The 26050-nt window shown below is 62.5% G+C and carries 17 protein-coding genes; 13 read left to right on the forward strand and 4 right to left on the reverse strand.

Annotated features, from left to right (window positions below; translation table 11 throughout):
* Positions 1–3 precede the first annotated feature (3 nt).
* From PLU72_06285 to rsmD, 3 genes are read left to right on the forward strand one after another with little or no spacing between them, the layout of a single operon-like run.
* Entirely contained in the window at positions 4–186 is a 183-nt protein-coding gene (locus PLU72_06285; protein ID HOT27777.1) for a hypothetical protein, read from the forward strand.
* Between the two features lie 24 nt (positions 187–210).
* The gene (locus tag PLU72_06290) at positions 211–2319 is read left to right on the forward strand and encodes an ATP-dependent DNA helicase RecG (protein ID HOT27778.1); all 2109 of its coding nucleotides are present in this window, start codon (positions 211–213) and stop codon (positions 2317–2319) included.
* Positions 2320–2325: 6 nt separating this feature from the next.
* Entirely contained in the window at positions 2326–2886 is a 561-nt protein-coding gene (gene rsmD / locus PLU72_06295) for a 16S rRNA (guanine(966)-N(2))-methyltransferase RsmD (GenBank protein ID HOT27779.1), read from the forward strand.
* Between the two features lie 211 nt (positions 2887–3097).
* Here rsmD and PLU72_06300 read toward each other — a convergent pair whose 3' ends face one another.
* Positions 3098–3961, reverse strand: coding sequence for a hypothetical protein (locus PLU72_06300; GenBank protein HOT27780.1), 864 nt, complete (start codon positions 3959–3961; stop codon positions 3098–3100).
* A gap of 395 nt (positions 3962–4356) precedes the next feature.
* Here PLU72_06300 and PLU72_06305 point away from each other — a divergent pair, with 395 nt between their 5' ends.
* Complete coding sequence (locus tag PLU72_06305; protein HOT27781.1) at positions 4357–4884, forward strand: hypothetical protein; 528 nt, start codon at positions 4357–4359, stop codon at positions 4882–4884.
* On the opposite strand, the gene PLU72_06310 is transcribed toward PLU72_06305, so the two are convergent.
* Entirely contained in the window at positions 4837–7143 is a 2307-nt protein-coding gene (locus PLU72_06310; protein HOT27782.1) for an ATP-dependent RecD-like DNA helicase, read from the reverse strand. The two genes, PLU72_06305 and PLU72_06310, sit on opposite strands and share 48 nt — an antisense overlap.
* 197 nt (positions 7144–7340) lie before the next feature.
* On the opposite strand from PLU72_06310, the gene PLU72_06315 reads away from it, so the two are divergent.
* The 6 genes from PLU72_06315 to PLU72_06340 all read left to right on the forward strand — a co-directional run bounded on the left by PLU72_06315 (position 7341) and on the right by PLU72_06340 (position 15388).
* Positions 7341–10115 (forward strand): hypothetical protein, encoded by a 2775-nt coding sequence (locus PLU72_06315; protein HOT27783.1) that lies wholly within the window; start codon positions 7341–7343, stop codon positions 10113–10115.
* Between the two features lie 37 nt (positions 10116–10152).
* Positions 10153–11370: a molybdopterin molybdotransferase MoeA gene (locus tag PLU72_06320; protein ID HOT27784.1), complete on the forward strand. Its 1218-nt coding sequence runs from the start codon at positions 10153–10155 to the stop codon at positions 11368–11370.
* Positions 11371–11381: 11 nt separating this feature from the next.
* Entirely contained in the window at positions 11382–12467 is a 1086-nt protein-coding gene (locus tag PLU72_06325) for a DUF1786 family protein (protein ID HOT27785.1), read from the forward strand.
* A 101-nt stretch (positions 12468–12568) separates the two neighbouring features.
* The gene (locus tag PLU72_06330) at positions 12569–13285 is read left to right on the forward strand and encodes a hypothetical protein (protein HOT27786.1); all 717 of its coding nucleotides are present in this window, start codon (positions 12569–12571) and stop codon (positions 13283–13285) included.
* A gap of 39 nt (positions 13286–13324) precedes the next feature.
* Positions 13325–14479 carry a permease gene (locus tag PLU72_06335; protein HOT27787.1) on the forward strand — a complete coding sequence of 385 codons (1155 nt, stop codon included), beginning with the start codon at positions 13325–13327 and terminating at the stop codon, positions 14477–14479.
* Between the two features lie 183 nt (positions 14480–14662).
* Positions 14663–15388 (forward strand): tetratricopeptide repeat protein, encoded by a 726-nt coding sequence (locus PLU72_06340; GenBank protein ID HOT27788.1) that lies wholly within the window; start codon positions 14663–14665, stop codon positions 15386–15388.
* A 199-nt stretch (positions 15389–15587) separates the two neighbouring features.
* Here PLU72_06340 and PLU72_06345 read toward each other — a convergent pair whose 3' ends face one another.
* Positions 15588–15869, reverse strand: a complete 282-nt coding sequence (locus PLU72_06345) for a hypothetical protein (GenBank protein HOT27789.1) — start codon at positions 15867–15869, stop codon at positions 15588–15590.
* 81 nt (positions 15870–15950) lie between these two features.
* Positions 15951–16520 carry a hypothetical protein gene (locus PLU72_06350; GenBank protein HOT27790.1) on the reverse strand — a complete coding sequence of 190 codons (570 nt, stop codon included), beginning with the start codon at positions 16518–16520 and terminating at the stop codon, positions 15951–15953.
* A 282-nt stretch (positions 16521–16802) separates the two neighbouring features.
* On the opposite strand from PLU72_06350, the gene PLU72_06355 reads away from it, so the two are divergent.
* The 3 genes from PLU72_06355 to PLU72_06365 all read left to right on the forward strand — a co-directional run bounded on the left by PLU72_06355 (position 16803) and on the right by PLU72_06365 (position 26038).
* Positions 16803–18122 (forward strand): tetratricopeptide repeat protein, encoded by a 1320-nt coding sequence (locus PLU72_06355; protein HOT27791.1) that lies wholly within the window; start codon positions 16803–16805, stop codon positions 18120–18122.
* Between the two features lie 198 nt (positions 18123–18320).
* Positions 18321–20003 (forward strand): sodium:alanine symporter family protein, encoded by a 1683-nt coding sequence (locus PLU72_06360; GenBank protein HOT27792.1) that lies wholly within the window; start codon positions 18321–18323, stop codon positions 20001–20003.
* A gap of 74 nt (positions 20004–20077) precedes the next feature.
* Positions 20078–26038 (forward strand): alpha-2-macroglobulin family protein, encoded by a 5961-nt coding sequence (locus tag PLU72_06365; GenBank protein ID HOT27793.1) that lies wholly within the window; start codon positions 20078–20080, stop codon positions 26036–26038.
* Positions 26039–26050 lie beyond the last annotated feature (12 nt).

A 26050-nucleotide genomic window follows, 5' to 3' on the forward strand; every position in this document is an offset into this window, starting at 1 on the left:
CCCATGCAACTCGTCAAAGCAAACCGGTTCTGGAACTACAAAACCTACGACCTGACCAAAATGAGAGGAGACGATTTCCTCGACAAACTCGGCGAACTTCTCGACGACGCCGGCCGCAACGGTTGGGAACTCGCCTATATGTGCGAGAATTATATGATTCTCAAACAGTTATTCGAACAGAAATAATTCGGCGGGGCCGGCCGCAGGCAGATGCCTTCGAAGAATCGTATACAGGATACAATCACCCTCGATACGGACATCAGTCTCCTGCGCGGGATCGGGCCCAAACGCGGGGAAACCCTGCGCGCCGCCGGCATTCGCACCGTCGCCGACCTTCTTCGCCTCCAGCCGCGCCGTTACGAGGACCGCACCCGCATCCGCCCGCTCCGTGAACTTCGCGTGGAACGTCTCCTGCAGGGCCCGTTCAGGGCCGAGGTGAAATCCTTCCGCGGAAGCAGGCCGCGCGCGGGCCTCTCGATCGTGTGGGCCGAGTTCGACGACGGAACGGCCGTCGTGCGGGCCCGGTGGTTCAACCGCCCGTATCTCGTCAAGACGCTCGTCGTCGGCAAAGCCTACTTTCTGTACGGCACCGCCGTCGAGATGAAGGGCGTCCCGATCCTCGACAATCCCGAGCTCGAGCTCGAGGACCCCGCGGAAACCGCGCCCGTTCCCGGCGCCCTCACTCCCGTCTATTCCGCCGGAAAAGCGTTTGCCGAGGCGAAGCTGTCGGGAAGGCAGATCCGCCAGCTGATCGCGCGCACCCTCACAACGATCGACTGGGCCGCGAGTTTCCCGAACCTGCTCGAGTCCGGTCCCTTCCCGCGGCTCCGGCGCGCCTTTTTCGATTTTCACTGGCCCCGCACGCAGGAGGCCGCCGATCACGCTCGCCACACGGCGGCCTTCTTCGACCAGGTCCTGTTCCAGATGGCTGTCTGGCAGAGGCGCAAACGCATCACCGGCATCCTCGGCCCTGATCCGGCCTCTGCCGTCGCACCGCCGGCCGCCGAACCCGGGTATCCCATCCCGTTCCGGCTGACGCGGGACCAAAGCCTGGTTCTCGGAAAGATGCTCGCCGGACTTCGACGGGGGGCCGACGGCCCTCCTCTCAATCTGCTCCTCCAGGGTGACGTCGGCTCGGGAAAGACGCTGGTGGCCTTTCTCGCCATGCGGCATCACGCCGAGCGCCACGAACCCGGCGCCACCTGCGTGTTCATGGCCCCGACCGAAATCCTGGCGAGACAGCACCTGGAGCGGTTCCAATCGTTCTTTCCCGACGCCGCGGCCGGCTCCGATCTTCTCATCGGCGCCCTCCGGCCGCAGGACCGGCGGAACCTGCTCTCAAAGCTCTCAAATGGGAAACTCCGCTACCTGTTCGGCACCCATGCGCTGTTCCAGGACGCCGTCATCGTCCCGAATCTCGCCTTCTGCGTCATCGACGAGCAGCAGCGGTTCGGGGTCGATCACCGTCGCGCGCTCACGGCCAAGGCGGGCTCGCGGACGCCGCACCTGCTGCTCATGTCGGCGACGCCAATTCCCCGCACCCTCTCGCTGACGATCTACGGCGATCTCGATGTCGGCATCATCCGTGAGATGCCGCCGGGCAGAAAACCGGTCACAACCACCCTGCTCAGCTCGCCGGAGGACGCCTTCCCGTACATCCGGGAAGCGGTGTCGCGCCGGGAGCAGGTGTATTACGTCTGCCCGCTCATCGAGACATCGAAGAAGCTTGCCGCAACATCGGTTCGCGAAGCCGTCGAGCGGCTTCGCTCCGCGTTTCCCAACGCCACCGTCGCCGCGGTAACCGGCGACCTGGCTTCGGACCGCCGCCAGGCCGCAATGGAGGCGTTTCATGCCGGAAACATCGACGTTCTTGTTGCCACGACGGTCATCGAGGTCGGGGTGGACGCGCCGGCGGCGACGCTGATGGTGGTCGAGAACGCCGAGCGGTTCGGGCTTTCGCAGCTGCACCAGCTTCGAGGCCGGGTCGGCCGGGGCGACCGCTCGTCGAGCTGTCTGCTGATAAGCGCCGACGGCGAGGCGAACGAGCGGCTCCGGCTGGTTGCAGGCACGACCGACGGTTTCGAACTCGCCGCCGAGGATTTGCGTCTGCGAGGCCCGGGCGATCTGGCCGGAACGCGTCAGAGCGGCATCGCCCACCCCGCTTTTTCGCACCGCATGACCCCGGAGCTGATCGAGAAGGCGCGAAACCGCGCCCTCGAGCTGCTCACCGTCGAGCCCGACGAGACGCGCGCCTGGTTTGCCGCCCGCATGCGCGAGAGTTTCGGCGACCGGCTCGAAACATTCATGGAAGGGGGCTGACCGCAGATGCGCGTCATTTCAGGATCGGCCAAAGGCCGTCAACTCAAGATGCCCAAGGGGGGAAAAACCCGCCCGGCGATGGACCGCGTGAAGAGCTCGCTGTTCTCGATTCTTGCCGCCCGCATTCCCGACTGCCGGTTTCTCGACCTGTTCGCAGGTTCGGGAAGTCTCGGCATCGAGGCGCTTTCGCGCGGCGCGGCGTTCGCCGCGTTCGTCGACATGTCGAACGACTGCATCACGGCAATTCGCGAGAATCTCGAGATGACCAGGCTCGCCGACCGGGGAAAACCCTTCCGGATGGACTGCCTCTCGTTCCTGCGCGGCCGGCCGCTCGAACCTTTCGATATCGTCTGCATCGACCCGCCCTACCTGAAGGGCCTGCTCGAGCCGATCCTGAACGAGCTTCCGGTCTGCCCTCTCTTCAACGAACGCACGATCTTCATCATCGAGCGACAAAAGAAAGACGACCTGGGCCTCGACAAGAAGCCGGCCCTCGAACAGACCGACGAGCGCCTGTTCGGCGACACCGTTCTGACGTTCTTCCGGCTGAAGAAGACCGCATCTTGAGGCTGCCGCCCCTCCCCCGCCCGAACAGTGATTTTCTGGTCGTGCGTACAAGAACGGACATGGCTCTCAGAGATACGCCGGTACAACATGCTCGGTGTTCCAAGACGCAACCGAATCATCAGCGTCATCTGCGGATTGGTTCTCGAGAAAGCAAAAAGAGACCGGCGCCCCGGAAATCCGGGGCGCCGGCTTGTTGTATTCGGGAGGGGGATTACTTGAGATTCTGGGTCTGCTTGAGCTGGATGTATTCCTGGTAGGCCGCGCGATACTCGGCGAGTGCCGCCTTCACTTCGGCCGCGGAGCCGCCGGCGGTGGTGACCAGCTGCGTGTATTTGTTATACGCCGCGATATAGCGGGCGTGGGCATCGGTCACAGAAGTGTTCGACACGGACGTGCTCGTGGGCGTCGTGGTAGTCGTCGTGGTCGGAGCGGCCGCAGTCGAGTCGACAGCGGGGGCGGCGACGGTCACGTCGGTGACGGGGGCCGTATCGGACACGTGGGCGTCCGAGCCGGAGATCACGACGGCATCCTGGTCGCCGATGGTGACCGGGCCGGTCTGGTTCATGGACGGGATGACCGTGCTCATGTCGTAGTCGGACGGAGTGACCATGATTTCATCGCTGCCAGCGAGGACTTCCTGGCTGCTGGTCTTCTTCTTGTGGCGGCGATACAGATAGATGCCGACCGCGACGGCGGCGATGATGATCAGCGCCGGAATGAACAGAGGGCTCGCGATGATGCCGGCGACCCAACCAGCCACGGCACCGACGCCGGCCGCAATGGCCCCGCCGATCGCGCCAAGAGCGCCGAGGAGACCACCACCAACGGCCGCGACACCGCCGACGACCGCGGTTCCGATTCCGGCGATGCCGCCGGCTGCGCCGACCGCACCGGCAACGGCGGGGGCGGCGAGAACGACGCCGGCTCCGACGACCGCACCGGCCGCGGCACCGACAACGACGCTCTTCTTGTCGAGCGCATGGGCGGGCGCGGGCTGGAAGACGGTGAAGTCGACGACCATAAGCAGAGACAGGACGATGCAGATCACCGAACTGAACGATTTACTCTTTCTCATACGTAACCCCCTGATAATCGCGTTACGAACGGTACACCGATTAGATAATTCAAGTGTAATGATGCAACGGGGGGGCGTCAAGGTGTCTGCCCCAAATTTGAAAATTTTCATTCAAAAAGAGAATGCGGGCGGATCACGATCCTCCCTTGAACCGGACGACCGGCAATCTCGAAGCCACGTTCGCATTCCAGCCTGCCGAAGCTCGAGAGGCTCTCGCCCTTCGAGAGGCTCAGGGCGAACGGAAGACAATCATTCTGGAGGTCACGAAAAACGAGTGGAACGAGTGGAATGATGTGCTCGCCCGGAGATACGGTCTCTCTTGTCCCGGGGTTACCCCTGTCGTATGATGTACACAGATTCGAGGTGTTACCTTACCTTCATGACCGGAGGCAATCATGTATCTTGACAAGCGGAACCAGGTCGAAGTCGGCATCGCCGATCAGATCGAGATCTCGTTTCATATTCTCAACTATAATCAAAGCCTCGTGCAGTTCGCAGACAGCAAGGCGAACGCCCTTCTCCTGATCAACTCGATTTTCATTGCCGCCCTGACGCCGTTCATCGAGAGGCTGAGCCACAATTCGTTCGCCTCGGCGATCGCCGTGGGATTTTTCATCTTCAGCATCATCTCGATCCTGATGTCCCTCGGGGTCATCATGACCCGCAGCGCCGGCATCGTCGAGAACCGCACGAAGACTCTCGCATTCTACGGCCACATCATCGAAAACAATTCGGCCGAGGGGTACATTCACGAGGTTTCGTCGTGCGAGGCGAAGAAGTTCAATGAATCAATTCTTACAAATATATATACCGTCTCGAAGATCGCGGGCGCAAAGTTCTCGATCTACAACCACGGGCAGACGATGACATTGATCTCATCCCTGCTCTGGATCGTGACCATTCTGTTCATTCCGTTCATTTGATACCGCGACTTTCGCCCGTTCCGGATAGGTTTCCCTGAGCAGGTCGGCAAGCAGGGTCCAGCGCGCCTGGACCCTGTCGTTTTTCACGGCGATCCAGACGGCGCGTTTACTTCCCATCAGCACGAGGGTTCTGCGAGCCCGCGTCATGCCAGTATAGAGCAGGTTCCGTTGGAGCATCACGTAGTGCTGGGTCGTCGCGACGAGCACCACGGCCGGGTATTCGCTTCCCTGGGACTTGTGAACGGTGATCGCGAACGCGTGGGAGAGGTCGAGCAGATCGGCGGCCTGGTATACCCGTTCCCCCTGAGGGAACTCGACGACGATCTCCTGATCTTCGGTCTCGACATTTCGGACAATGCCGATGTCGCCGTTGAACACGTCGAGGTCGTAATTGTTTTTGAGCTGGATCACCTTGTCGCCGACGCGAAAGACCCGGTGCATGTGCGTCAGCTCGGGTTTTTCGGGGGAAGCGGGATTCAGCGCCTCCTGCAGTTCCCTGTTGAGGTTCGCGGCGCCGAGCGTGCCGCGGTTCATTGGGGTGAGCACTTGGATGTCCTCGATCGGATGGTATCCGAACCGTTTCGTCAGACTCAGCGACACCACGTTCCGGAGCAGGGGAAGCGCCTTGTCGGGCTCGCCCGCGTCGAGGAAGTAGCAGTCGGTGCGCGTTTTCCCGTCGGGGGAAACGAGGATCGGCATCGCGCCGCCGTGGACGCGATAGGCATTGCGGATGATCAGCGACTCCTCCGCCTGCCGGAAAACGATGTTCAGCCTCACGACGGGCGCGACGCCGGATTCGATCAACTGGCGCAGCAGCAGGCCTGGGCCGACGGACGGCAACTGGTCGGCGTCGCCGACGAGCACGCAGGTGGCGCCCGGCGGGACAGCCTTGATCAGCGCGTGAAACAGGTTCATGTCGATCATCGAGGCCTCGTCGACGACGAGGGTGTCGCAGGCGAGCGGCTTCGACTGGTTGTAGCGGAAGCCGCCCTCCTGGGGCGAGTATTCGAGCAGGCGGTGGATCGTTTTCGCCTCCCGACCGCTCACTTCGGCGAGGCGTTTCGCGGCCCGGCCGGTCGGGCTCGCGAGCAGGACCCGGCGGCCCATCAGCGTATGCGCCTCGACGAGCGTTTTCAGGGTCGTCGTCTTGCCGGTGCCCGGACCGCCGGTGATGACAAGAAATCGCTCGCGCAGCGACTTTTCGACGGCGACGGCCTGGATCTCGGTGAGCGTGATACCCGCCTTCGAGGTCGCCCCCTCGAGCGCTGCAAGCAGCTTCCCCCGGTCGGGGCCGCCTGGACCGCGCCATCCTGGCGCCGGCGGCCCACTTCCCCTGTCGTGGGAGGCGTGGTCAGGCGCGTCCTGCAACAAGGGGGCGAGGCGCTCAACGACGCCGATCTCGTCACGCCAGGCGAACGAGAGATACACGCAGGCGATGTCGCCGTGGTCGCGAATGACGATGCGCCGGTCTTTCGTCTGGGCGTCGATCGCTCCTTCGACGGCCGCCACATCCTCGACCTGGAGGATCTCGACGCTTCGCTTCACCAGCTCGGGGCGCGGCAGGAACATGTGGCCTTCGTCGAGAGCGGCGTTCAGGACGAACAGCAGGCCGGCCTCGAGTCGGCGCGGGTCGGCACCGGTGATGTTGAACTCAGCGGCGATCTTGTCGGCCGTCTTGAACCCGATGCCCCGGATCTCGTAGGCAAGCATGTAGGGGTTGGCCGCCACCTTCGCGATGGCGTCCTGGCCGAGATTTTTGAAGATGCGCACAGCGTAGGCCGTCGAGATGCCGTGTCCCTGCAGGAAGATCATCACGTCCTGGATCGCCTTCTGCTGCTTCCACCCCTCGATGATGCGCGCGCTGCGCACGGGACCGATGCCGTCGCAGTCGGCGAGCCGGTCGGGCCGGCTTTCGATCACATCGAGCGTCTCGGTTCCGAACGCGGCCACGAGGCGCTTCGCCGTCACCGGGCCGACCCCCTTGATCAGGCCCGAGCCGAGATATTTCTCGATGCCCCGCACCGTCGCCGGTTTCATCGTCGTGTATTTGAACGCGTGAAACTGCGGCCCGAACTGGGGATGGCAGGTCCAGGTGCCGTAGACGCGCAGCTCCTCGCCCGGATGGATCGCCGAAAAACTGCCGACGACGGTGACGCCGTCAGCCCGGCCCTTGACGCTCGTCCTGAGCACGGAGTAGCCGTTCTGCGGGTTCGTATATGTGATGCGTTCGACGACGACGGTCAGGCACTCGTTTTCCACGCCATCATTCTACCAGAAGACCCCGGAAAAGCGCCCGCACTTTCTGGCTGATACCTCCCCTGGAGAGCGCGGGCGGATCACGGATCCGGCCCGACGCCGCGCGCTTGTTCACCAACCTACGGCGACCGTGAACCGGATGCGCACGCCCTGATGTCCGCATTGACAGCGGCGCGAGGCAATGATAGGGTGGAACCTGCATGAATTCTTCATTTCCTGCGTTGCAACAACGCCTGCCGGCCTTGCTCGCAGGCGCGTTCCTCTTCGTGCTTTTCGCCGTCTGGACGGCTTCGCTGATTCTCGAGAACGATCCCCAGCCCAACATCGACATCGTGTTGTCGCCTTCCGCACGTCTCGCCCCCGGCGACACGACCGAAGTCGCGCTGTATGCTCTCGGCCGCGACAAACCGTATCCCGTCCAAAGTCTCAAACTCGAGGCGCACCTTCGCTCCGCCGGGCGGTCCGTTCCGCTCGTACCCCCCTTTACGGCCGTCGAGAAACGCCCGGGGGTGTATGCCGCCAAAATCTCCCTTCCAGATTCGTTCAACGACGGCATGTATGAACTCGCCGTCTTCCGCTCGAACGCTCGCCGACAACCGCTCGCCGTGTTCAGCATCCAGGCGGGAACGAACTACTCGTTCGCCGCCACTCCGCCCGGCCTCCCTCTTCGCACAGGCGGTTCCTACCGGTTCGATCTCGCCGCCATCGATCCCGCAACCTCCCGTCCGCTCCCGCGCCTTCCCGTCAGATGCAGGATCACAACCCCGGACGGCTTCACCACGACGAACAGGGTCGCGTTCACCACCCGTCAGGGAACGGGCGATTTCACCTTTTCCCTGCATCCGGAAAGCCCGACCGGGGAGTATCTCTTCGACTTCTCGTGCGGGAACCGGTCGCTCCAGTTCCGCGTTCCGGTTCTGCCGGCGCTCCCCCCCCTCGTTTTCCTGAGGAGTTTTCTGACCCGCGCCGCTTCGAATCTTCCGACGCCCGTTTCCGGATTGATACCCGTTTTCCCGGTTCGCCCGGAGAGCCAGGCGCGCTGGAGCCTTCACCATGGAAAAGAGCCACATTCGCCGATCCGGTGGGCGAAAGCGGGCGGCAGAGGCGTTCGGGTGAATTTCGATCTCGGCACGCGTCGATTCGCCGTAATTGAGCTCTGGCAGCGCAACAGGCTGCTACATTCGTCGCTTTGTCCCCAGGCTTCGGGCACCGTCAAAATAACCTTTCGCAACAGGCTTCCCCTCACGGCACCGATCAAGGTGAGGCTGTGGCAGAAGAAGCGCCGCCAGGTCTGGTCAGACGAGTATGTCATTCCGACGCTTTCCGGAGCTGACGAAGCAACTCGCAGGTTTCGGCGCCTGGCCGAAGACTGCGAGCCGCCTGCCGACCGCACCCTCGCCCGTCTGCTGACGCCGGCGGCCGCTTCCGTGCAGGTCGGAAGCGGCTATCAGCGAACCGACGGTCTCACGCTCGCGACCGGTTTTCTGTCCGAGGTCTGCCGACTCTCCCTTCCCTGGATTCTTCTCGTCGCCATGATCCTGCCGTTCGCCGGCACCATCTGCAGCGATGCCGGGAAGAACGGGTGCCAAAGCGTCTCCGCTTTTCTCCTCCCTGTGACGGCAGCCATGATGGTCTTTTTTTTCCTGGCCCGATCCGGTTTCGCGGAGCCTCCCGGCCCGATCCTGCTGTTCGTGGGTTTCCTCGCCGCAGCTCTGATGCTCAACGCCGGCCGGTATTCATCGGCAGGCGAATCCCTCATCCGCACCCCGCCCAAATCGGTCCCGCAAGCCGTTCGTCAGCCCCCCATCCGGGCTATCGAGGCGTTCGTTCTCCTCGGAGTCATCCTCTCCGGGTCCCTTCTTGGAAAGATGCTTACCGGCGACCTGGCTTTTCAGGCGTCGCAGGCTACGTTTCTGGCGTTCATCGCCGCCGTATCGGGGCTCATGACCGCGATATGCATGCTGGGAACGGGTTCGCTGAGTCTGAGCAGACCCGATCCGTCCCTGTTCGCGGCGGTTTCCGACCTTCTGTCGCGATTCACCTCCGGTCTCGCAAAAGGCGGATGGAAAGTCGCTCTCCTGCTCACGCTTCTCATGGCGGGGCTTTTCGCAGGAATCCTGCGTCTTCACACGCTGTTTCATCCCCCGTCCTCAGAGATGTCCGGACCGGCTGTCCGCCGCGCCTGGAGACAGAAGAATGCTTTCGCTCTTCGGTCGCAGCAGCTCCAGTTCGTTCCCACGGAGTCTGCGGCTGCAGAGAGCGGCGGCCTCGAAACGGCGACGGGACCCTCCGACGCGCAGCGCGCCATACAATCTCGGTTCCTCCTTCTGCGAGGCACAAAACACTGGACCGGTCGAAAAATTCAGAGAATCAACGTCTTCACGAAACCCAGGGATTTTCTCGATCGGTGGGTCCGCTCTCTCGCATCCCTCCGTCCTACCCTCTGGACGATCTGCCTTGAACTCAATGCCAGGGCCACGCGCTTCCAACTCCTCGACCCGTCCGAGCGACGCGAAGAGCGGGAACGCCTGGAAGCCTGCCTGACCGTCTTTGGAAACATGCTATCCCGCGAGGTCCAGGGAGGAAAAACCATTTCTCCGGCCCGCAAGCAGTTCCTTGCCGACACCCTGACGAGCCTCTCCGGGGCGGTTTCAACCGATGCGGCCTTCAGGCAGGCGCTTCAGGCGCTTCCCGTCGTTCCGGCAACCGGCGAAGAGGTCGATCCGGCCGTCGGTCTGATCGAGTATCCGACCGCGACGCCGCCGGTCGAGATTCCAGCTCTCGTCGCCCCGGCCTTTCGGCCGGGTGGGGCGCTCCGGCTCGGAAACGAAAGCGGTGTCTCGGTTTCGTTCCCCATCCGCCCCGAAATGACGCCCCTCGTGCGCGGAACATCCTTCCGTGACACGTTCGAAATCACCCGTCTCGAAACTCTCCGCGAGAGACCGCTTCTTCTCGAGCTGGTTTTCATCCCCTGAAGGTGATTTCTCCCGCCGACTGAGCTACAATGAAGAGATGAAAACCTTCGACGAAGCCTATGCCACGATCATGGAAGTCGCCGCCGGCTCCGTGCCCGAAAGCGAGCCTGTTCCGCTCGATGCGGTCCCCGGCCGCATTCTCGCCGAGAACCTCGCGGCGCCGGAGGATCTGCCCATGGCCGACAACTCGGCGATGGACGGGTACTGTTTCAGACGCTCTGACGCCGTTGCCGCGTCATCCGGAACCCCGGTTTCCCTCCCGCTCGCGTCCGGGATCGACGCCGGCCATCCTCTCGAGGCGCTCCCCGAGGGTCATGCAGCGTATATCGCGACCGGCGGCATTCTCCCGGTCGGCGCCGACACGATCGTCAGGATCGAGGACGCCGAACTCCCCGCACCCGGCACGCACCTCCTGGTTCGCAGTCTCCCTCCCGAAGGCGCCTACATCCGGCGTCGCGGCCGAGACCGACGTTCGGGCGATCTCGTGCTGGCCGCGGGCGTGCGGCTCACTCCCTATGCCGTCGGCGTCGCGGCGTCGCTCGGTCGGACCGTCGTCCGCGCGGCGCGACGGCCGCGGGTCTGCATTCTCGTCTCCGGAGACGAGCTCGTCATGCCGTTCGAACACCCCCGGCCCTGGCAGGTCCGCAACACCAACACCCCGATTCTGAAAGCGCTCATCCGCTCGGCCGGCGGAGAGCCGATCGATCTCGGCATCGTCCGCGACGACCCCGGCTCCGCCGAAGCCGCCCTTCGGCGGGCCGCGGAACTGGGCGACGTCGTCGTCTCCTCCGGCGGCATCTCGATGGGCCGGAAAGACCCTTTTGTCACGGCGCTGGACGCCATCGGAGCCGCGATATCCGTCAGAGGCGTCGCGATGAGGCCGGGCAAGCCCATCACGTTCGGACGCATCGGCAACACCCCGTATTTCGGGCTTCCCGGCAACCAGGCGTCTTCCGCCGTGACGGCCGAACTGTTCCTGCGCCCGTTCCTGGCGCGTCTGCAGGGAAGCGCGGATCCGGACCACCGTCGCGTCCTGCTCCCCCTGGCGAAAGATGTGACGAACCGCACCGGCCGCGATGATTTCCAGCGGGGGCGGCTTGTCAGCACGGCATCGGGACCCGTCGCCGAAACGCTGGAAAAGCAGGATTCCCATTTTCTCTCGTCTCTTCTCGGAGCGGACCTCCTCGTCAGAATTCCTGGCGACAGGCCGCAGATCAGAGCCGGTGAGCTCGTCGAGTGCCGGTTCATCGGCTGAGGAACCTCATCATGCTGTCACCGTTCGAAATTCCCGACACCCTGGCGATGGACATCGGAACCGGCACCAAGGATGTGATGCACTTTTCTGCCCGTCACACGCTCGAAAACAACGTCAAGCTCGTCGTGCCGACGCCGGCGCTCGTGATGGCCGACCGGCTGGAGCGTCACGAGGGGGAGTTGCGCATTTCCGGTTACACGATGGGCGGCGGATATCTCGCGAAGGTCATCAAGCGGCACCGGGCCTGCGGCAGGCGCGTCGTCATGGAGGAAATGCCCGCTTTCACGGTCCGCAACAACATCGAAGAGATCGAAGCCGCGGGTATCGAGATCGTCGAGCGGGTCGAGGAGCCCACCCACGTTTTCGACGAGATCGAACTGCCGCTCTATTACGAGCTGCTCGGCCGGTTCGGCATCGACACGAAAAAGATCAGAATCATCGGCATCTCGGCCCAGGACCACGGCTACAACACGAGCGAGGAGTCTTCTCGGCGGAACCGGTTCAAGTATTTCCTCGACCATCTCGCCGGCGAACGCTCCCCCCGCTCGCTGGTCTTCACCGACACCGATCTTCCCGACGTCTTCGGCCGTCTCTTTTCGGGCGCACGGTGTGTGAAGCATTTCGATCATACGCTCCGCGCCGTGCTGATCGACACCTCGTTCTCCGCCATTCTTGGCTGTGGTCTCGACCCGAGAGTCGCCGCCCTGCGCGGCCCGGTGCTGTACATCAATTACGGGAACGGGCACACGATGGCCTGCATCATGGACGGCACCCGCATTCTCTCGTTTTTCGAGCACCACACCCGCGTCCTCAAGACGAAACCCGAGGTCATGGCCGGCTTCATGAGCCGGCTCGCCGAAGGGAAGCTTTCGACCGACGAAGTGTTCGACGACGATGGGAACGGCTGCGTGACGTTCGAGCCCATCGCTTTTTCCGAACTCGCCGGCGTCGTCGTGACCGGCCCTCAACGCCATCTGATCGAACAGAGCGGCCTCGGTCCGTTCGTCGAGGCGGCGCCCGGGGGCGACATGATGATGACCGGACCGCTCGGCCTGCTGCGGGGCGTCACCATGCGGAGGCATGAGTTGTGCGGCTGATCAAGTTTTATAGTTGCTTATACATATTTTTCATTTTGCTCGTTTTGTTGTTCGCATCCGTTTTGCCCGCCGGCGCCTGCGACGACACGCTGATTTCCCTGATGACGGCGAACGATCCCAACAGCGCGTTCAGCCTGGGGATCAAGGAGTTCAACCGCTCGCTCAACCTCCTCGGAACGGCGCTGAGATACAATGAACTCGATGCCGTCCCCGGCCACCTGGTGAAAGTCATGGAGGCCTGGCTGGCCTTTTCCAACAAGTTCAACGTCAACCCGCCCGAAGCGGCGCGCGAGGACATAGCCTGGGCCGCCAAGATGAGCGAGACGGCGGAACGGATCGGCCGGATACGCAGGCTCATCGAAGAGAAGAAACACGTCGAGGCGCACGACGCCGTGCTCGCCCTGAGCGGCCGGCTGGGGATCTTTTTCGAGGCCGTCGGCATGAGCCCGATCAAGCGCAGGTTCCTCATCGGATCGGAACTGCTGATCCGCCTCGAGCAGGACCGCGTCGGGAGCAGATTCGAAAATATGAAATCGACCTGCGCCTCGTTCACGGCGTGGCTGACCGAGTTCCGTCCGACGCTCGCATCGGACGCCCTCGCTCCCTATGACCGCATCATCGATGCCGCCGGGCGGCTCGACATTATGCTCGACGGCGATCCGGCCAGTTCCTCGCGGCAGATCGAGGCGCTCGTGAAACTCATCGAAGCCAGCGTGCTGGACCTTCGCGCGCGCGTCCTCATGCGCGAGTGGTTCCCGCCGGCGCCCGATGCCGACGTTCAGAGAACGGCCCCGGACGCGGCCGGTGCCCCCCGCTGATCGTCTGACAGCCACTTCGATGGCAGGAACATCCGAACCATGTATCGCCACCACTTTCCCCTGATGAACGAGCTTTTTGGCTGGCTCCGAACGACCTGGGCTTGGCCTGGCCTCGAAGAGGTCGGCCGGTTTCTCGGCACTCATCTCATTTCCGGCATGATTCCGGCGTTCTTCATCGCCGGCGCGATCGCCGTCTTTCTGGACAAGCAGCGCATCACCAGGCTCATGGGGCCGCAAGCCCCCGCCTGGGTCTCCTATCCCATCGCCTCGTTCGCCGGGGCGATCCTCACCGTCTGCTCATGCGGCGTCATCCCTATATTTACAGGTATCCTTCAGCAGGGCGCGGGCATCGGCCCGGCGTTCACGTTCCTGTTCTCGTCTCCGGCGGTCAACCTCATCGCCCTGACCTACACGACCACCTTTCTGGGTCTCGGCTTCACCGCCGCCCGCATCGTCGCGGTCATCGCCTCGTCCATCGCGATCGGGCTTGTGATGCGACTTCTGTTCAGAGAGCCTCCGCCGCTGGCCGTTCCCACCCTGGCGATGGCCGAAGAGGAAAGCGACCGCACCGACGGCCAGACGCTCATCGTCTTCCTCCTGCTCCTCCTGATCATGCTCACTTCGACGGGCATCTTCGACCGGCATCTCCGGCCCGACCCCGTCGCCATCAACTCTCCCATGCTGACGTCCAGCATGATCAGAGCCCTCGATTTCCTGCTGTCGAAACTCCTGGTGATTTTCTTCGAGATCGCGATTCTTGCCGGCGCCCTGTGGAAATGGTTCAGACCCGACGAGGTGAAACAGTGGCTGAAAAAGTCCTGGAGCCTCTTCGTGATGATATTTCCAACGGTTCTGCTGGGTATTTTCATTTCGGGACTGCTCGCCGCTCTCGTCCCGCTGACCCGGTATATGTCGCTCTTCTCCGTCAATTCGATCGAGTCGAACCTGCTGGCAAGTCTGATCGGCTCACTGATGTATTTCGGGACGATCGTCGGCGTGAATATCGTAGCGACCCTCGTCCATTTCGGCATGCACACCGGCCCGGCCCTGACGCTCATCCTTTCCGGCCCGGCCGTGAGTCTCCCGAGCGTTCTCGCCCTCCAGGCCGTCGTCGGCAGAAAGAAGGCCGTTGTCTTTCTTCTGCTCGTCATGCTCTTTACCGCGCTGAGCGGGTATCTATACGGCATGCTGTAATATTCGTCCGCAACCGCCGCCCCGGATCCCTGCCGTTCAAACTCGGTTTGCTCTCTCCGGTTACCTCCGGGGTGACGGTAAGGGGGGGAGTGTGGTATAACGAAGTCGGTGCCGCCGGGTGACGAAAAAATTCGCTCAGGGGCGCGGAATGGTTGTCGCACAGTAATTCGAAAGGACCGTGTCATGTCGAAGAAGACCGCTGCTGACCTCAATCCCATCCAGGACTTGATGAAGGAAGGGAAGTATGACGAGGCCCGGCCTCTGCTCCAGGACTACCTGAAGCACAAGCCGGATGATCCACTGGCACTGCGCCTGTACGGCAACACGTATGCCTACACCGGCTTTCTCGGCAAGGCCAAGAAAATCTGGAAGGACGCCATCCGGAAATTCCCGGACAACATCGATCTGCTGTACAATTACGCTCTCGCCTTCTACCTCCAGGGCGACCTGGAGACGGCCTACCGATACTGGAAACGGGCTCTGGCCCTGAACGGAAAGGATTCAGAAATTCTGTTCAGCCTGGGCCAGGTCGCGCGCGATCGCGGGATGCTCCGCCGGGCGGTATCATGGTGGAAGAAAGCTCTCCAGATCGACCCCTCCAACGTCGAAACGATGAACAACATCGGCACCGCCTTCGCCTCGCTCGGCATGTTCGGAAAAGCGGCGCTCTGGTATGAAAAAGCTCTCGCCGAAGATCCGGACTACGCTCTCGCCCACTTGAACCTCGCCAACGCGAAGTTCGAACTCCACCAGTTCGACGAGGCCTCGGCACATGCCGAAAAGGCCGCTCAACTCGATCCCTCGAGCCACCTCGAGGCATCGGAAACCCTCATCCGAAAAGTGAAGGCGGCCCGCCCGCCGGCCCCGGCCCCAAAACCGGAGGCGCCGAAAGCCGAAGCGCCGAAGTAACCTCCTCCGTTCCGCTCACGAACGCAGCCCCGGGTCAGGACGGCCCGGGGCTGCATTTTTATATACAGACATCTATATATTACTGCACGGCGAAAACCTGTTCGTGTTCCTCTTCGCGCCGCGCCCTTCGACACGCTCAGGGCGAACGGGGGATCTCATTCGACGGGGCTCGAAAACCCGGTGTCCGGCGGTGGTTCGCTCAGTTCAGGGCTTCGACGGCAGGGGGATCGCCGTCGGTGCACAGGCCCGCGACGAGAACCCGGCGGTTGGATCGCAACATTTCGTTTTCCCTCGACAACCGCTCGTTTTCAGTCTTCGCGCAGTTCAGCTGACGGGTCATTTCGGCGTATTTCTCGGCCATTTCGGCCAGCACGCACTGAAGTTCACGCATCTCCGACGCGATCGAGTCGAGAAAGGAGCACAACGCGGGCGAATCGATTTCCCCGTGCGTCTCCGTGACCGAGTGTTCAAGCTGCGGCATATGACCCTCCGATGAAGTCGAACACATGTTCCACAACCTTCATCGGCCAACCCGGCCGCCGGGCTTAGCGGTTGATGAAAATCAGTCCGCCAGACCGTGGGGGTCGGAGCCGACGCACATGAGCCCGTAGGGTCCCGATCCGGCAGTCGCCTTGAAAAAATACTGGTACCGGTTTCCCCTGATGGGACACTGCGGCGGGGAATGGAGATATCCGGCCTTCCAGAGCACGTTCGCCGGATCGCTGGCGAGCTCTCGTGTGAACCTGTTCTCCTGGCAGTATACCTCGATCGCGTCCCTGATCAGCCTGTTGTTGGCGTAGCATGCCCGTTGCCTCGCCATGGGGCCGATCGGAAGCCAGGTCGGCGACACTTCGCGGATGAGGATGACCAGCAGCAGCATCGCGCCTACCCCCATGACGATGCCGACCACCAGCATGCTCAGAGATGCCTGGAAACTCCTCAGCACGAGCCATGTGTCGTACAACCAGCTTTTCCCGCTCCTCGGCTGCGCGTCGATGGTCCGGATCTCGTCCTGTTTCGGCCGGGCCAGCCAGAACGCGCATTTCCGGCAGAACCGCTGACTCGGCAAAACGTCCTCTTCGCACCTGGGACAGCTGCGATAGGAATGATGCCTCTCGATCGTCGATCTCATCGAATCTCTCCCATGCCGGCTTTTGCTTACTATACTCCCCCCCGGGCGCCAAGGGAAGAAGCTGTTCATACCACCGATGAACGACATTCGAGGGATCAGCTGGCAGATTTTCAACCCGCATGCCCGATTTTCGTCATTTTCCTCACTCTGAAGCCCGGAAATGACGATGATCGTTACAAAGTCGTCATGGCATTCATTTTGCTCAATCAAAACAGCCCCGTTTTGCCCGATACCGGCAGCGGGGTTCGCGTGAAGATGTTTCACCGAAGAAAGGTTTTCAAGATGAGAAGATCGTATCCTTGGCTCGCCATCATGCTGATACTCGTCGTCTGCGCGGCGGCACATGCGGCGTACCCCGATCCGCCCTCACTGCCTCCTACCCCGCCTTTACCCCAACTTCCGCCGATCGGCGGGAACCCCGGAACCCCAACGGCTCCGGACAATCCAGGCTCTCCGCCGACTCCGAACCACCCGTCGCCCCAGCCGCCTCCGGGGGCGCCGACAACGCCGGGATACCCCGGCCATCCCCAGCCTCCCCAATATCCCGGATACGAGTCGGCCGAATCGCTGTATCGCAACGGAATGGAAGCCGCTTCCCGCGGCGATTATCGCCGGGCAATCTACAATTTCCGCCGGCTTCTCGAACGGTATCCGTACGATTTCCGCGCTCCCGAGGCTGCGTTCCAGGCCGCCGAATGCTCCTGCAAGACCGGTGAATTCGACCGCGCCATTGAGTATTACAGGCGCGTCGTCACCTCATACCCGCGCTCCGCCCGGTGCGAGGAGTCGATGTTTCTGATCGGCCGGTGCATGAGCACTCTCGGCGAACATCGCAACGCCCTCGACCAGTTCATCGCCTTCATCCGGAAATACCCGAACGGCCGGCTGACCGACGACGCCTGGTTCTTTCTCGGCCAGAGCTACGAGCGGCTGAACGACCCGGCCGACGCCATTACCTGCTACCGCGAACTGATCAACCGCTTCCCCGGTTCGGACTATTACTCCCAGGCCCGGGCGCGGCTTCGCGAGCTCGAACAGGTCGGGTATCCTCCGACCTATCCCCCGACATACCCGCCCGGCAACGGGTATCCGTCTTTCACCGACCGAAAGTTGTACGACATGGGGCACACGGCCCTGTTGAACCGGGACTACAACGGCGCCCGCAGCCGCTTCGACGAACTGCTCCGCAGGTATCCCGATTCGGCGTGGGCCGACGACGCCCTCCTCTGGACAGGCAAGAGCTACGCCGAAGAGCGCAATTGGAAAGCCGCTTCGAAAGCGTTCTCGGACCTTCTGTTCCGGTATGCCGATTCCGAACTCCGCCCCGACGCCCATTACAGTTACGCATGGAGCTTGTATCAGCAGGCCATCGCGGAAACCGGCCGCCGGCTGTTCGAGCAGGCAGCGACCGAGTTTTCAAGTTTCGGGTACACGTTTTCGACTCATTCCTGGGCGCCCGAAGCCGTCTATCTTGCCGGCGACTGCTACGACCGCATCGGGAACACGACCACGGCCCGCCGGTATTTCCAGGAGACGATCACCCGGTATCCCGGCTCGACGGCCGCGCAGAAAGCCAGAGAACGACTCGACGGCACCTTCTGAATCATCCGTCCGTCATCTTCCGGCCGGGTCATCGACCCGGCCGGTTTTGTCGTTTCCGGACATGCGGGTTTGCCAGAGTGCGGGTGCGTGTGATACTCATGAGCGGTCGCGCCTTCCGGGGCAGAAAAGACGATCCCACGAGACGACACGAAGAGGCAACGAATCGACATGGACCAATCAACGACCATACACGGCTGGCTGGATGCGCTGGGCTCCTTCATGAGCGATCTCAGCGGCTGGGTCTGGGGCCTTCCCCTTCTCGTGCTGCTGTTCGGCACGCACCTGTATCTCACGTTCAGGCTCCGCTTCATCCAGAGATATATATTTACAGCGATAAAACTTTCGGTGAAGCGTGAAAAAGAGGGCACGGGCGACGTTTCCCAGTTCGGCGCTCTGACGACCGCGCTCGCGGCGACGATCGGCACCGGCAACATCGTCGGCGTCGCGACGGCCGTCGCGGCCGGCGGCCCCGGCGCCGTCCTCTGGATGTGGCTGACCGGCGTTTTCGGCATCGCAACCAAGTATTCCGAGGCGTTGCTTGCCGTGCGGTTCCGCGTCGTGACCCCCGACGGCCAGATGGCGGGCGGCCCAATGTATGCGCTCGAGCGCGGTCTGAAGGCGCGCTGGGGGTGGCTGGCCTCGGCTCTCGCCGTCATTTTCGCCCTGTTCACCGCGATCGCCGCCTTCGGCATCGGCAACATGGTCCAGGCGAACTCGATCTCGGTGATGCTGCACGAAAGTTTCAGCGTTCCCGCCTGGCTCTCCGGGGTCTTCCTGGCCCTCCTGACGGCGTTCGTCATTCTCGGCGGCATCAAATCGATAGCCCGCGTCTGCGAGAAGCTCGTTCCCTTCATGGCGTTTTTTTATGTAATCGGTTGTATTATTTTACTTGCATTAAAATGGGAAACCCTCGGCGAGTCCCTGATCCTGATCATATCCTCCGCTTTTTCCGGCCACGCCGCCCTCGGCGGCTTTCTCGGCGCGGGTGCCAAGGAGGCGGCCCGATACGGCATTGCGCGCGGCCTGTTCTCGAACGAATCGGGTCTCGGAAGCGCGCCGATCGTCGCGGCCGCCGCCCAGACGAAGAATCCCGTCCGGCAGGCTCTCGTCTCCTCGACCGGCACGTTCTGGGACACCGTCGTCGTCTGCGCCATCACCGGCCTTGTCATCGTCAATTCCGGCGACTGGATCAATCCGGTCTGCAGCCTCGAACGCCTTTCCCCCGAGACCGTTTCGACCCTCGAGAAGAGCGGCATGATGACTCCGTCCGGCAAGATTCTCTTCGAGAAGCTCCCCGCCGGCATGAAGACGGAACTCGCCCTCGCCGGCGCCTTCTCGTCCATCACCCTGATCCCGGAAAGACTGCCTGCCCGCGTCGCCGACAACCTGAGCGAGGCCAAGATCGAACCGGCCTCGGTGAAGTCGTTCGAGATCCTTCCCGAACCGCTGAAGAGCGAAGTCGCCTCCACTGACGCCTGGCATCCGCATGCCCCCAGAGGCGCGGCGCTCACCAAGGCGGCGTTCGCCGAGATCCCGACGATCGGGCCGGGGGTCCTGGCCTTCGGCCTGCTGACGTTCGTGTTCTCGACGATCCTCGGCTGGTCGTATTACGGGGAAAAGGCCGTCGAGTATCTCTTCGGAGCCCGCGCCATCAGGCCCTACCGGTATGCCTGGGTCATCGCCGTCCTGCTCGGCTCGATGTTGAAGCTGAACGTCGTGTGGGACTTCGCCGACGCGGCGAACGGGCTGATGGCCGTGCCGAACCTGATTTCCCTGCTGGCGCTCAGCTCCGTCATCGTCGGCGACACGAAAAAATACCTCTGGGAAGGGAACCTGGACGCGGAAATACACCTCGATATGCAACCTCCGTCGAAAACATGATCGAATCCGCCGCTGTCCTGCTGCGTTCTGCTTTGTCGGTACAATTCATCGGAAACGATGGTGGGAGGCAATACATGCATCATTCCAACCTGTTCCTGGCGATCATCCTCCTGATGTCGCTCTGCGTTTCACCCCTCGCGGCCGCCGACCGGGGCATCATGTGGGCTGACGTCGACAAGGCGGTCAACGAAGGCCTGCCCCAGACGGCGATCGAAAAGCTCGAACCGATCATCAAGAGCGCCGTCGAGGACGGGAAGGTGACCGAGGCAGCCCGCGCGATCTGCAAAAAGATCGTCCTCGAGGGCAACATTCAGGGCAACAAGGCCGAGGAGAAGATCGTGCGCCTCGAAAAAGAGATCGAGACCTCCGATGCCTCGATCCGGCCGCTGCTGCGCATCGTGCTCGCCCGCTGGTACTGGCATTACTTCCAGCAGAACAACTGGCGGTTTCTGGATCGTACACAGACGGAAGGGCTCGACGAAAAGGATTTCACGACGTGGGATCTTCCGAAGCTGTTCCTCAAGATCGGAAGTCTGTATGAAAGCGTTCTGGCCGACGAGAAGACGCTCCAAGCCCTCCCGTTTTCCGACCTGAGCGAGATCGTCGACGCCGGCAACCAGCCAGCCGACCTGTGGCCGACGGTGTTCGACTTCTACGGCCATCAGGCCCTCGAGTTCTACACATCCGGTGAACAGGCCGGCGCCGCCCCGCAGGAAGCGTTCGAGATCGACGCCGCATCTCCGGTCTTCGACGATGCGAAGACGTTCGTCTCATGGAGCGTGGTCGCGACCGATACGAACTCCCCCACCTTCCGCGCCCTCAGTTTATATCAACGTCTATTGAAGTTTCATCTTGCGAAAGCAGACATCAGCGCCCTGGTCGATCTTGACCTTCAGCGGCTCAAATGGGCGAACAGCGTCGCGAAGCCGGCCGGCCGCAGCGACCGGTATATCGCCCAACTGAAGGCGATCGCCGCCGAGTATTCGACGAACCCGCTTTCCGCCCTCGCCCTCGCGATGTGCGCGGAAGAGCTTCAGTCGCGCGGACAGAAGCAGGAAGCGTGGAAGATCGCGAAGGAAGGCAGCCGGCAGTTCCCGGCCTCGGACGGCGGCGTGATGTGCCAGGGGATCATCAACGCGATCGAGGCGAAGCAGCTCCAGATCGACACCGAGCGCGTTTCGAACGATCCGACCGCATCGGCGCGCATCAGCTGGTGCAACATCGACCAGGTCCATTTTCGTCTGATCGACATCTCCGATCGCGAGTTGTTCCGGCCGAACGGATACGATCCCGAAAGCTTCTCCTGGGATGAAATCCGCGGACCGCTGTCGCAGAAGCCGGCGGCCGAATGGAAGACCGATCTCGAGCCGACCCCCGACTTCAACGCGAAGGCGAAAACCATCGAGATTCCGAAGGTCAAACCGGGCCTGTACATGCTCTATGCGAGCTGGAAGCCCAATTTCAGCGAGGGCAACAACGCCATCCGGTACACGCCCGTCTGGGTGACGAAGCTCGGCCTCGTCGTCAGAAACCGCAACGGCGTCTGCGACGGCATTCTCGCCGACAACGCGACGGGCAAACCGATCGGGAGCGGCAAGATCATCGCCTATACGTACAACTATGATAAAGGATGGAAGCGTCAGGCCACGGTGGAAACTGACGCAGACGGCGTCTTCCGCTTCGACCAGAAGCTCGACAACGTCGTCCTCCTCGCGAAGGCCGAAGGGGAGCAGCTCCTTCACAACGGACGATACTCCTCCTGGACCCATTCCGAGTATACCGCGGACGACCGGGTGTTCTTCTTCACGGACCGCGGCCTGTACCGCCCCGGCCAGACGATCCAGTTCAAGGCCGTCTGCGTCCGTATCGACCACGAGAAGAACAGATACGAGGTGCTGCGTGACTGCCGTTTCACCGTCAGCCTCAGGGATGTGAACGGGGAAGAAGTCGCGAAAGCCGAGCTGTCGACGAACGATTTCGGTTCCTGCTCGGGCAGTTTCACCGTCCCCACCGGAAGACTCACCGGGACCATGTCGCTCCAGGCCATCGGCATCAACGGAAGCGCGAACATCCAAGTCGAGGAGTACAAACGGCCGAAGTTCAAAGTCACGCTCGACGTCCCGGCCGAAGCCGCCAAGCTGGGCGAAGAAGTGGTACTCACCGGCCTTGCCCAGTCCTACACCTTGGCCGCCATCGACGGCGCCGACGTGAAATTCCGCGTCGTCCGCGAGGCGATGCTTCCGCCGTGGTGCTGGTGGTATGTGATTCCTGCCGGCAGCAACCAGGAGATCGCGCACGGCAGACTGGTCACCGACGCGCAGGGCCGCTTCACGATCAGATTTCAGGCCAAACCCGACACGTCGATTCCGGTTGAGAACCAGCCGGTCTTCACCTATCGCATCTCTGCCGACGTCACCGACTCGGCCGGAGAAACCCGTTCCCAGAGCATCGGCATACGCATCGGCTACGCGGCTCTCGAACTGGGCGTCTCATCTCCTGCCTGGATTCACGCCGGCAAGGGGTTCAACGTCAGCCTGAGCTCGAAGACGCTCGACGGCAAGGGGGTTCCCACCGGCGGGAAAATCACGGTCAACGAGTTGAAATCCCCCGAGAAGATGCCGCGCAGCTCGTGCTTCCCGTGGGAGGCCGGCACGGCCGACCTGACGAATATCGACACGTGGGAAAACGGCAAACAGGTGTCGTCCGCCGATTTCAATACCTCCGTCGATGGAACCGGCGGCGCTCAGCTCACCCTGCCGGCCGGCGTCTACCGCGTCACCGCGACGGCGCGCGACCGCTTCAACAAGGAAGTCGTCACGAAGCACACGCTCGTCGTGGTCGATCCGGCGGCGTCCGCCTGGAACGTTCGCGAGCCGAGCCGGTTCACCGTTCAGAACGCCGGCCCTGACGTCGGTGACACGTTCCGCGCCCTTTGGAACACCGGATATGACGAGGGACGTGCGTTCGTCGAAATCGAGCACCGGCACGCGATCGTGAAACACTACTGGACTCCCGAAGGCCAGACGCAGCATCTCATCGAAGTGCCGGTCACCGAGAAGCTGCGCGGCGGATTCACGGTACGCGTGACCTATTTCCGCGAAAACCGTGTGTATCTGCACCAACAGACGGTGTATGTGCCGTGGTCGAACAAGAAGCTCGACCTGAGCTTCGCGCACTTCTCCTCGAAGCTCCAGCCTGGCCAGGAGGACACCTGGACGATCACCGTCAAGGGCCCCGAAGCCGAGGCGGGGGCGATCGAGCTCGTGGCGGCGATGTATGACGCATCGCTCGACGCGTTCCTGCCCTTCGACTGGATGCGCACCTTCTCGTTCTTCTACAGCGACTTCTCGTCGGCGAACCAGACGGGATCGAACATGCAGAGGCGCATGAACTCGCTTACCGAGGACTGGAACGTCGGCATTCCGGGCGTGTATCGCCGGTATCCCCAGCTCAAGGGGGATATCGTGTCAAATTTCATGGGCTATATGATGTCACGGGCGAAAGGCCTTTCGTTCGCAGACAGCGAGATGATGCCCCAGGCGATGTGTGAAGGCGCAGCACCGCCCAGCCCCGCCGCCTTCGCCCCCAGCGAGAGCAGGGCGATGGATAATTCGTTCGCCATGGGCGACAGTGCCCCCGCGGGCGGCGCCCGCCCCGCTGCACCGGCTCCCGCGCAGGCCGCCGCACAGCCGGCCCCCGACCTCGACAAGGTTTCGGCCCGCGCGAACCTGAACGAGACGGCGTTCTTCTTCCCGCAGCTGATCACGAACGAAAAGAACGAGGTGTCGCTGACGTTCACCGTTCCTGAGGCGCTGACGACCTGGAAATTTCTCGGCTTCGCCCACGGGAAGAACTGCCAGTCCGGCGGCCTCACGGCCGAGACCGTCACGCAGAAAGACCTGATGGTGCAGCCGAATCCCCCACGCTTCCTGCGCGAGGGCGACATGCTTGCCTTCACCGCCAAGGTCACGAACATGACCGACAAGCCCCTGGAAGGGCGTGCCCGGATGACGCTTTCCGACCCCGCGACCGGGGCCGATCGCAGTGCCGATTACGGGCTCAAGGAAACAGAACAGAGCTTCTCGGTGCCGGCGAAGGAGTCGCGCACCGTGTCCTGGACGCTCACCGTTCCCGACGGCGCCGGCATCATCGCCTACAAGATCGTCGGCGCGGCCGGCAACGTGTCGGACGGCGAGGAGAACGTGCTTCCCGTGCTGTCGCGCCGGATTCTCGTGCGCGAGGCGCTTCCGCTGCCGATCCGCGGACCGGCCACGAAGGCGTTCAAACTGCAGAAACTCATCGACTCGGCAGACTCGAGGACGCTGCGCACCGAGTCCCTGACCGTGCAGATGACGTCGAATCCGGCCTGGTATGCGGTGCAGGCGCTTCCCTACCTCATGGAGTTCCCGTACGAGTGCGCCGAACAGATGTTCAACCGCCTGTATGCAAACAGCCTGGCCCGGTTCATCGCGGCTTCCGACCCGAAGATCAAGAAGGTGTTCGACACCTGGAAAGCTGACGAAGCCTACGGCGGCAAGGCCCTGCTGTCGAATCTCGAGAAGAACGAGGAACTCAAGAACGTCCTTCTGATCGAGACCCCGTGGGTTCGCGAAGCGAAATCCGAGACCGAGGCGAAGCACCGGATCGGCCTGCTGTTCGATGCCAACCGCATCGAGAGCGAAGTCGGCAACATCGCGAACACGCTGTCGAAAATGCAGTTCAACGACGGCGCGTGGCCGTGGTTCCCGGGGGGGCGGCCGGATTCATTCATCACGTTATATATCGCCACCGGTTTCGGCAGGCTGCGCCACCTGGGCGTCGATCTCGACGTCTCGATGGGAACGAAGGCCTGGAATCACCTCGACGCCTGGATCGACAAGATCTACCGCGACATTCTTCGATACGGGCACAAGGACGACAACAACCTTTCGCCGCTGATCGCGTTCTACTTCTACGGCCGCAGCTTCTTCCTGAAGGACATCCCGGTCCCCGGCTCGGCTCGCGAAGCGTTCGACTACTTCCGCGGCCAGGCGGAAAAATACTGGCTGGATCTCAACTGCAGGCTGGCGCAGGGGCATCTCGCCCTCGGCCTGCACCGGATCGGCGACACGGCCGTCGCGAAGAAGATCATGGCGAGCATGAAGGAGCGGAGCGTCACGGACGAGGAGCTCGGCAGGTTCTGGCGCGACACCGAGCTTGCGTTCAGCTGGTTCCGCGCCCCCATCGAGACGCAGGCGATCATGATCGAGGCCTTCGACGAGGTCATGAACGACCAGGAAGCCGTCGAGGACTGCAAGGTCTGGCTGCTGAAGCAGAAGCAGACCCAGGACTGGAAGACGACCAAGGCGACCGCTGACGCCGTCTACTCGCTGCTTCTCAAGGGCGCGAACCTGCTCGCTTCCGACAAGCTTGTGAAGGTCGAGGTCGGCGGCCTGGAAGTGAAGCCCGAGAAGGTCGAGGCCGGCACCGGCTTCTACGAGAAGCGCTGGGCGGGTTCCGAGGTGAAGCCCGAGTTCGGCGGCATCACGGTCACCAAGGAGGACAAGGGCGTGGCGTGGGGCGGCCTGCACTGGCAGTATCTCGAGGACATGAGCAAGGTGACGCCGCACGAGACGAACCTGAAGCTGAAGAAAACCCTCTTCCTGAAGACGGATTCGCCGAAGGGCCCCGTCATCGCTCCGATCAAGGCCGGTCAGGCCCTGGCCGTGGGCGACCTGATGACGGTGCGCATCGAGCTTCGCACCGACCGCGACCTCGAGTACGTCCACATGAAAGACCAGCGCGGAAGCGGCATGGAGCCGACCGAAGTGCTGTCGCAGTACCGCTACCAGGACGGCCTCGGCTACTACCAGTCGACGAAGGACACGGCGACCCACTTCTTCTTCGACTACCTGCCGAAGGGAACCTACGTGTTCGAATACACCCTGCGCGTGCAGCACCGCGGCACGTATCAGAGCGGCATGGCCGAGATCCAGTGCATGTATGCCCCCGAGTTCGCCAGCCACTCCGAGAGCTTCGTGATGACCGTCAAATGATCTGATTGCAGG

It is taken from the genome of Candidatus Ozemobacteraceae bacterium, assembly GCA_035373905.1.
In the GTDB taxonomy this organism is placed as follows: Bacteria; Muiribacteriota; Ozemobacteria; order Ozemobacterales; family Ozemobacteraceae; genus MWAR01.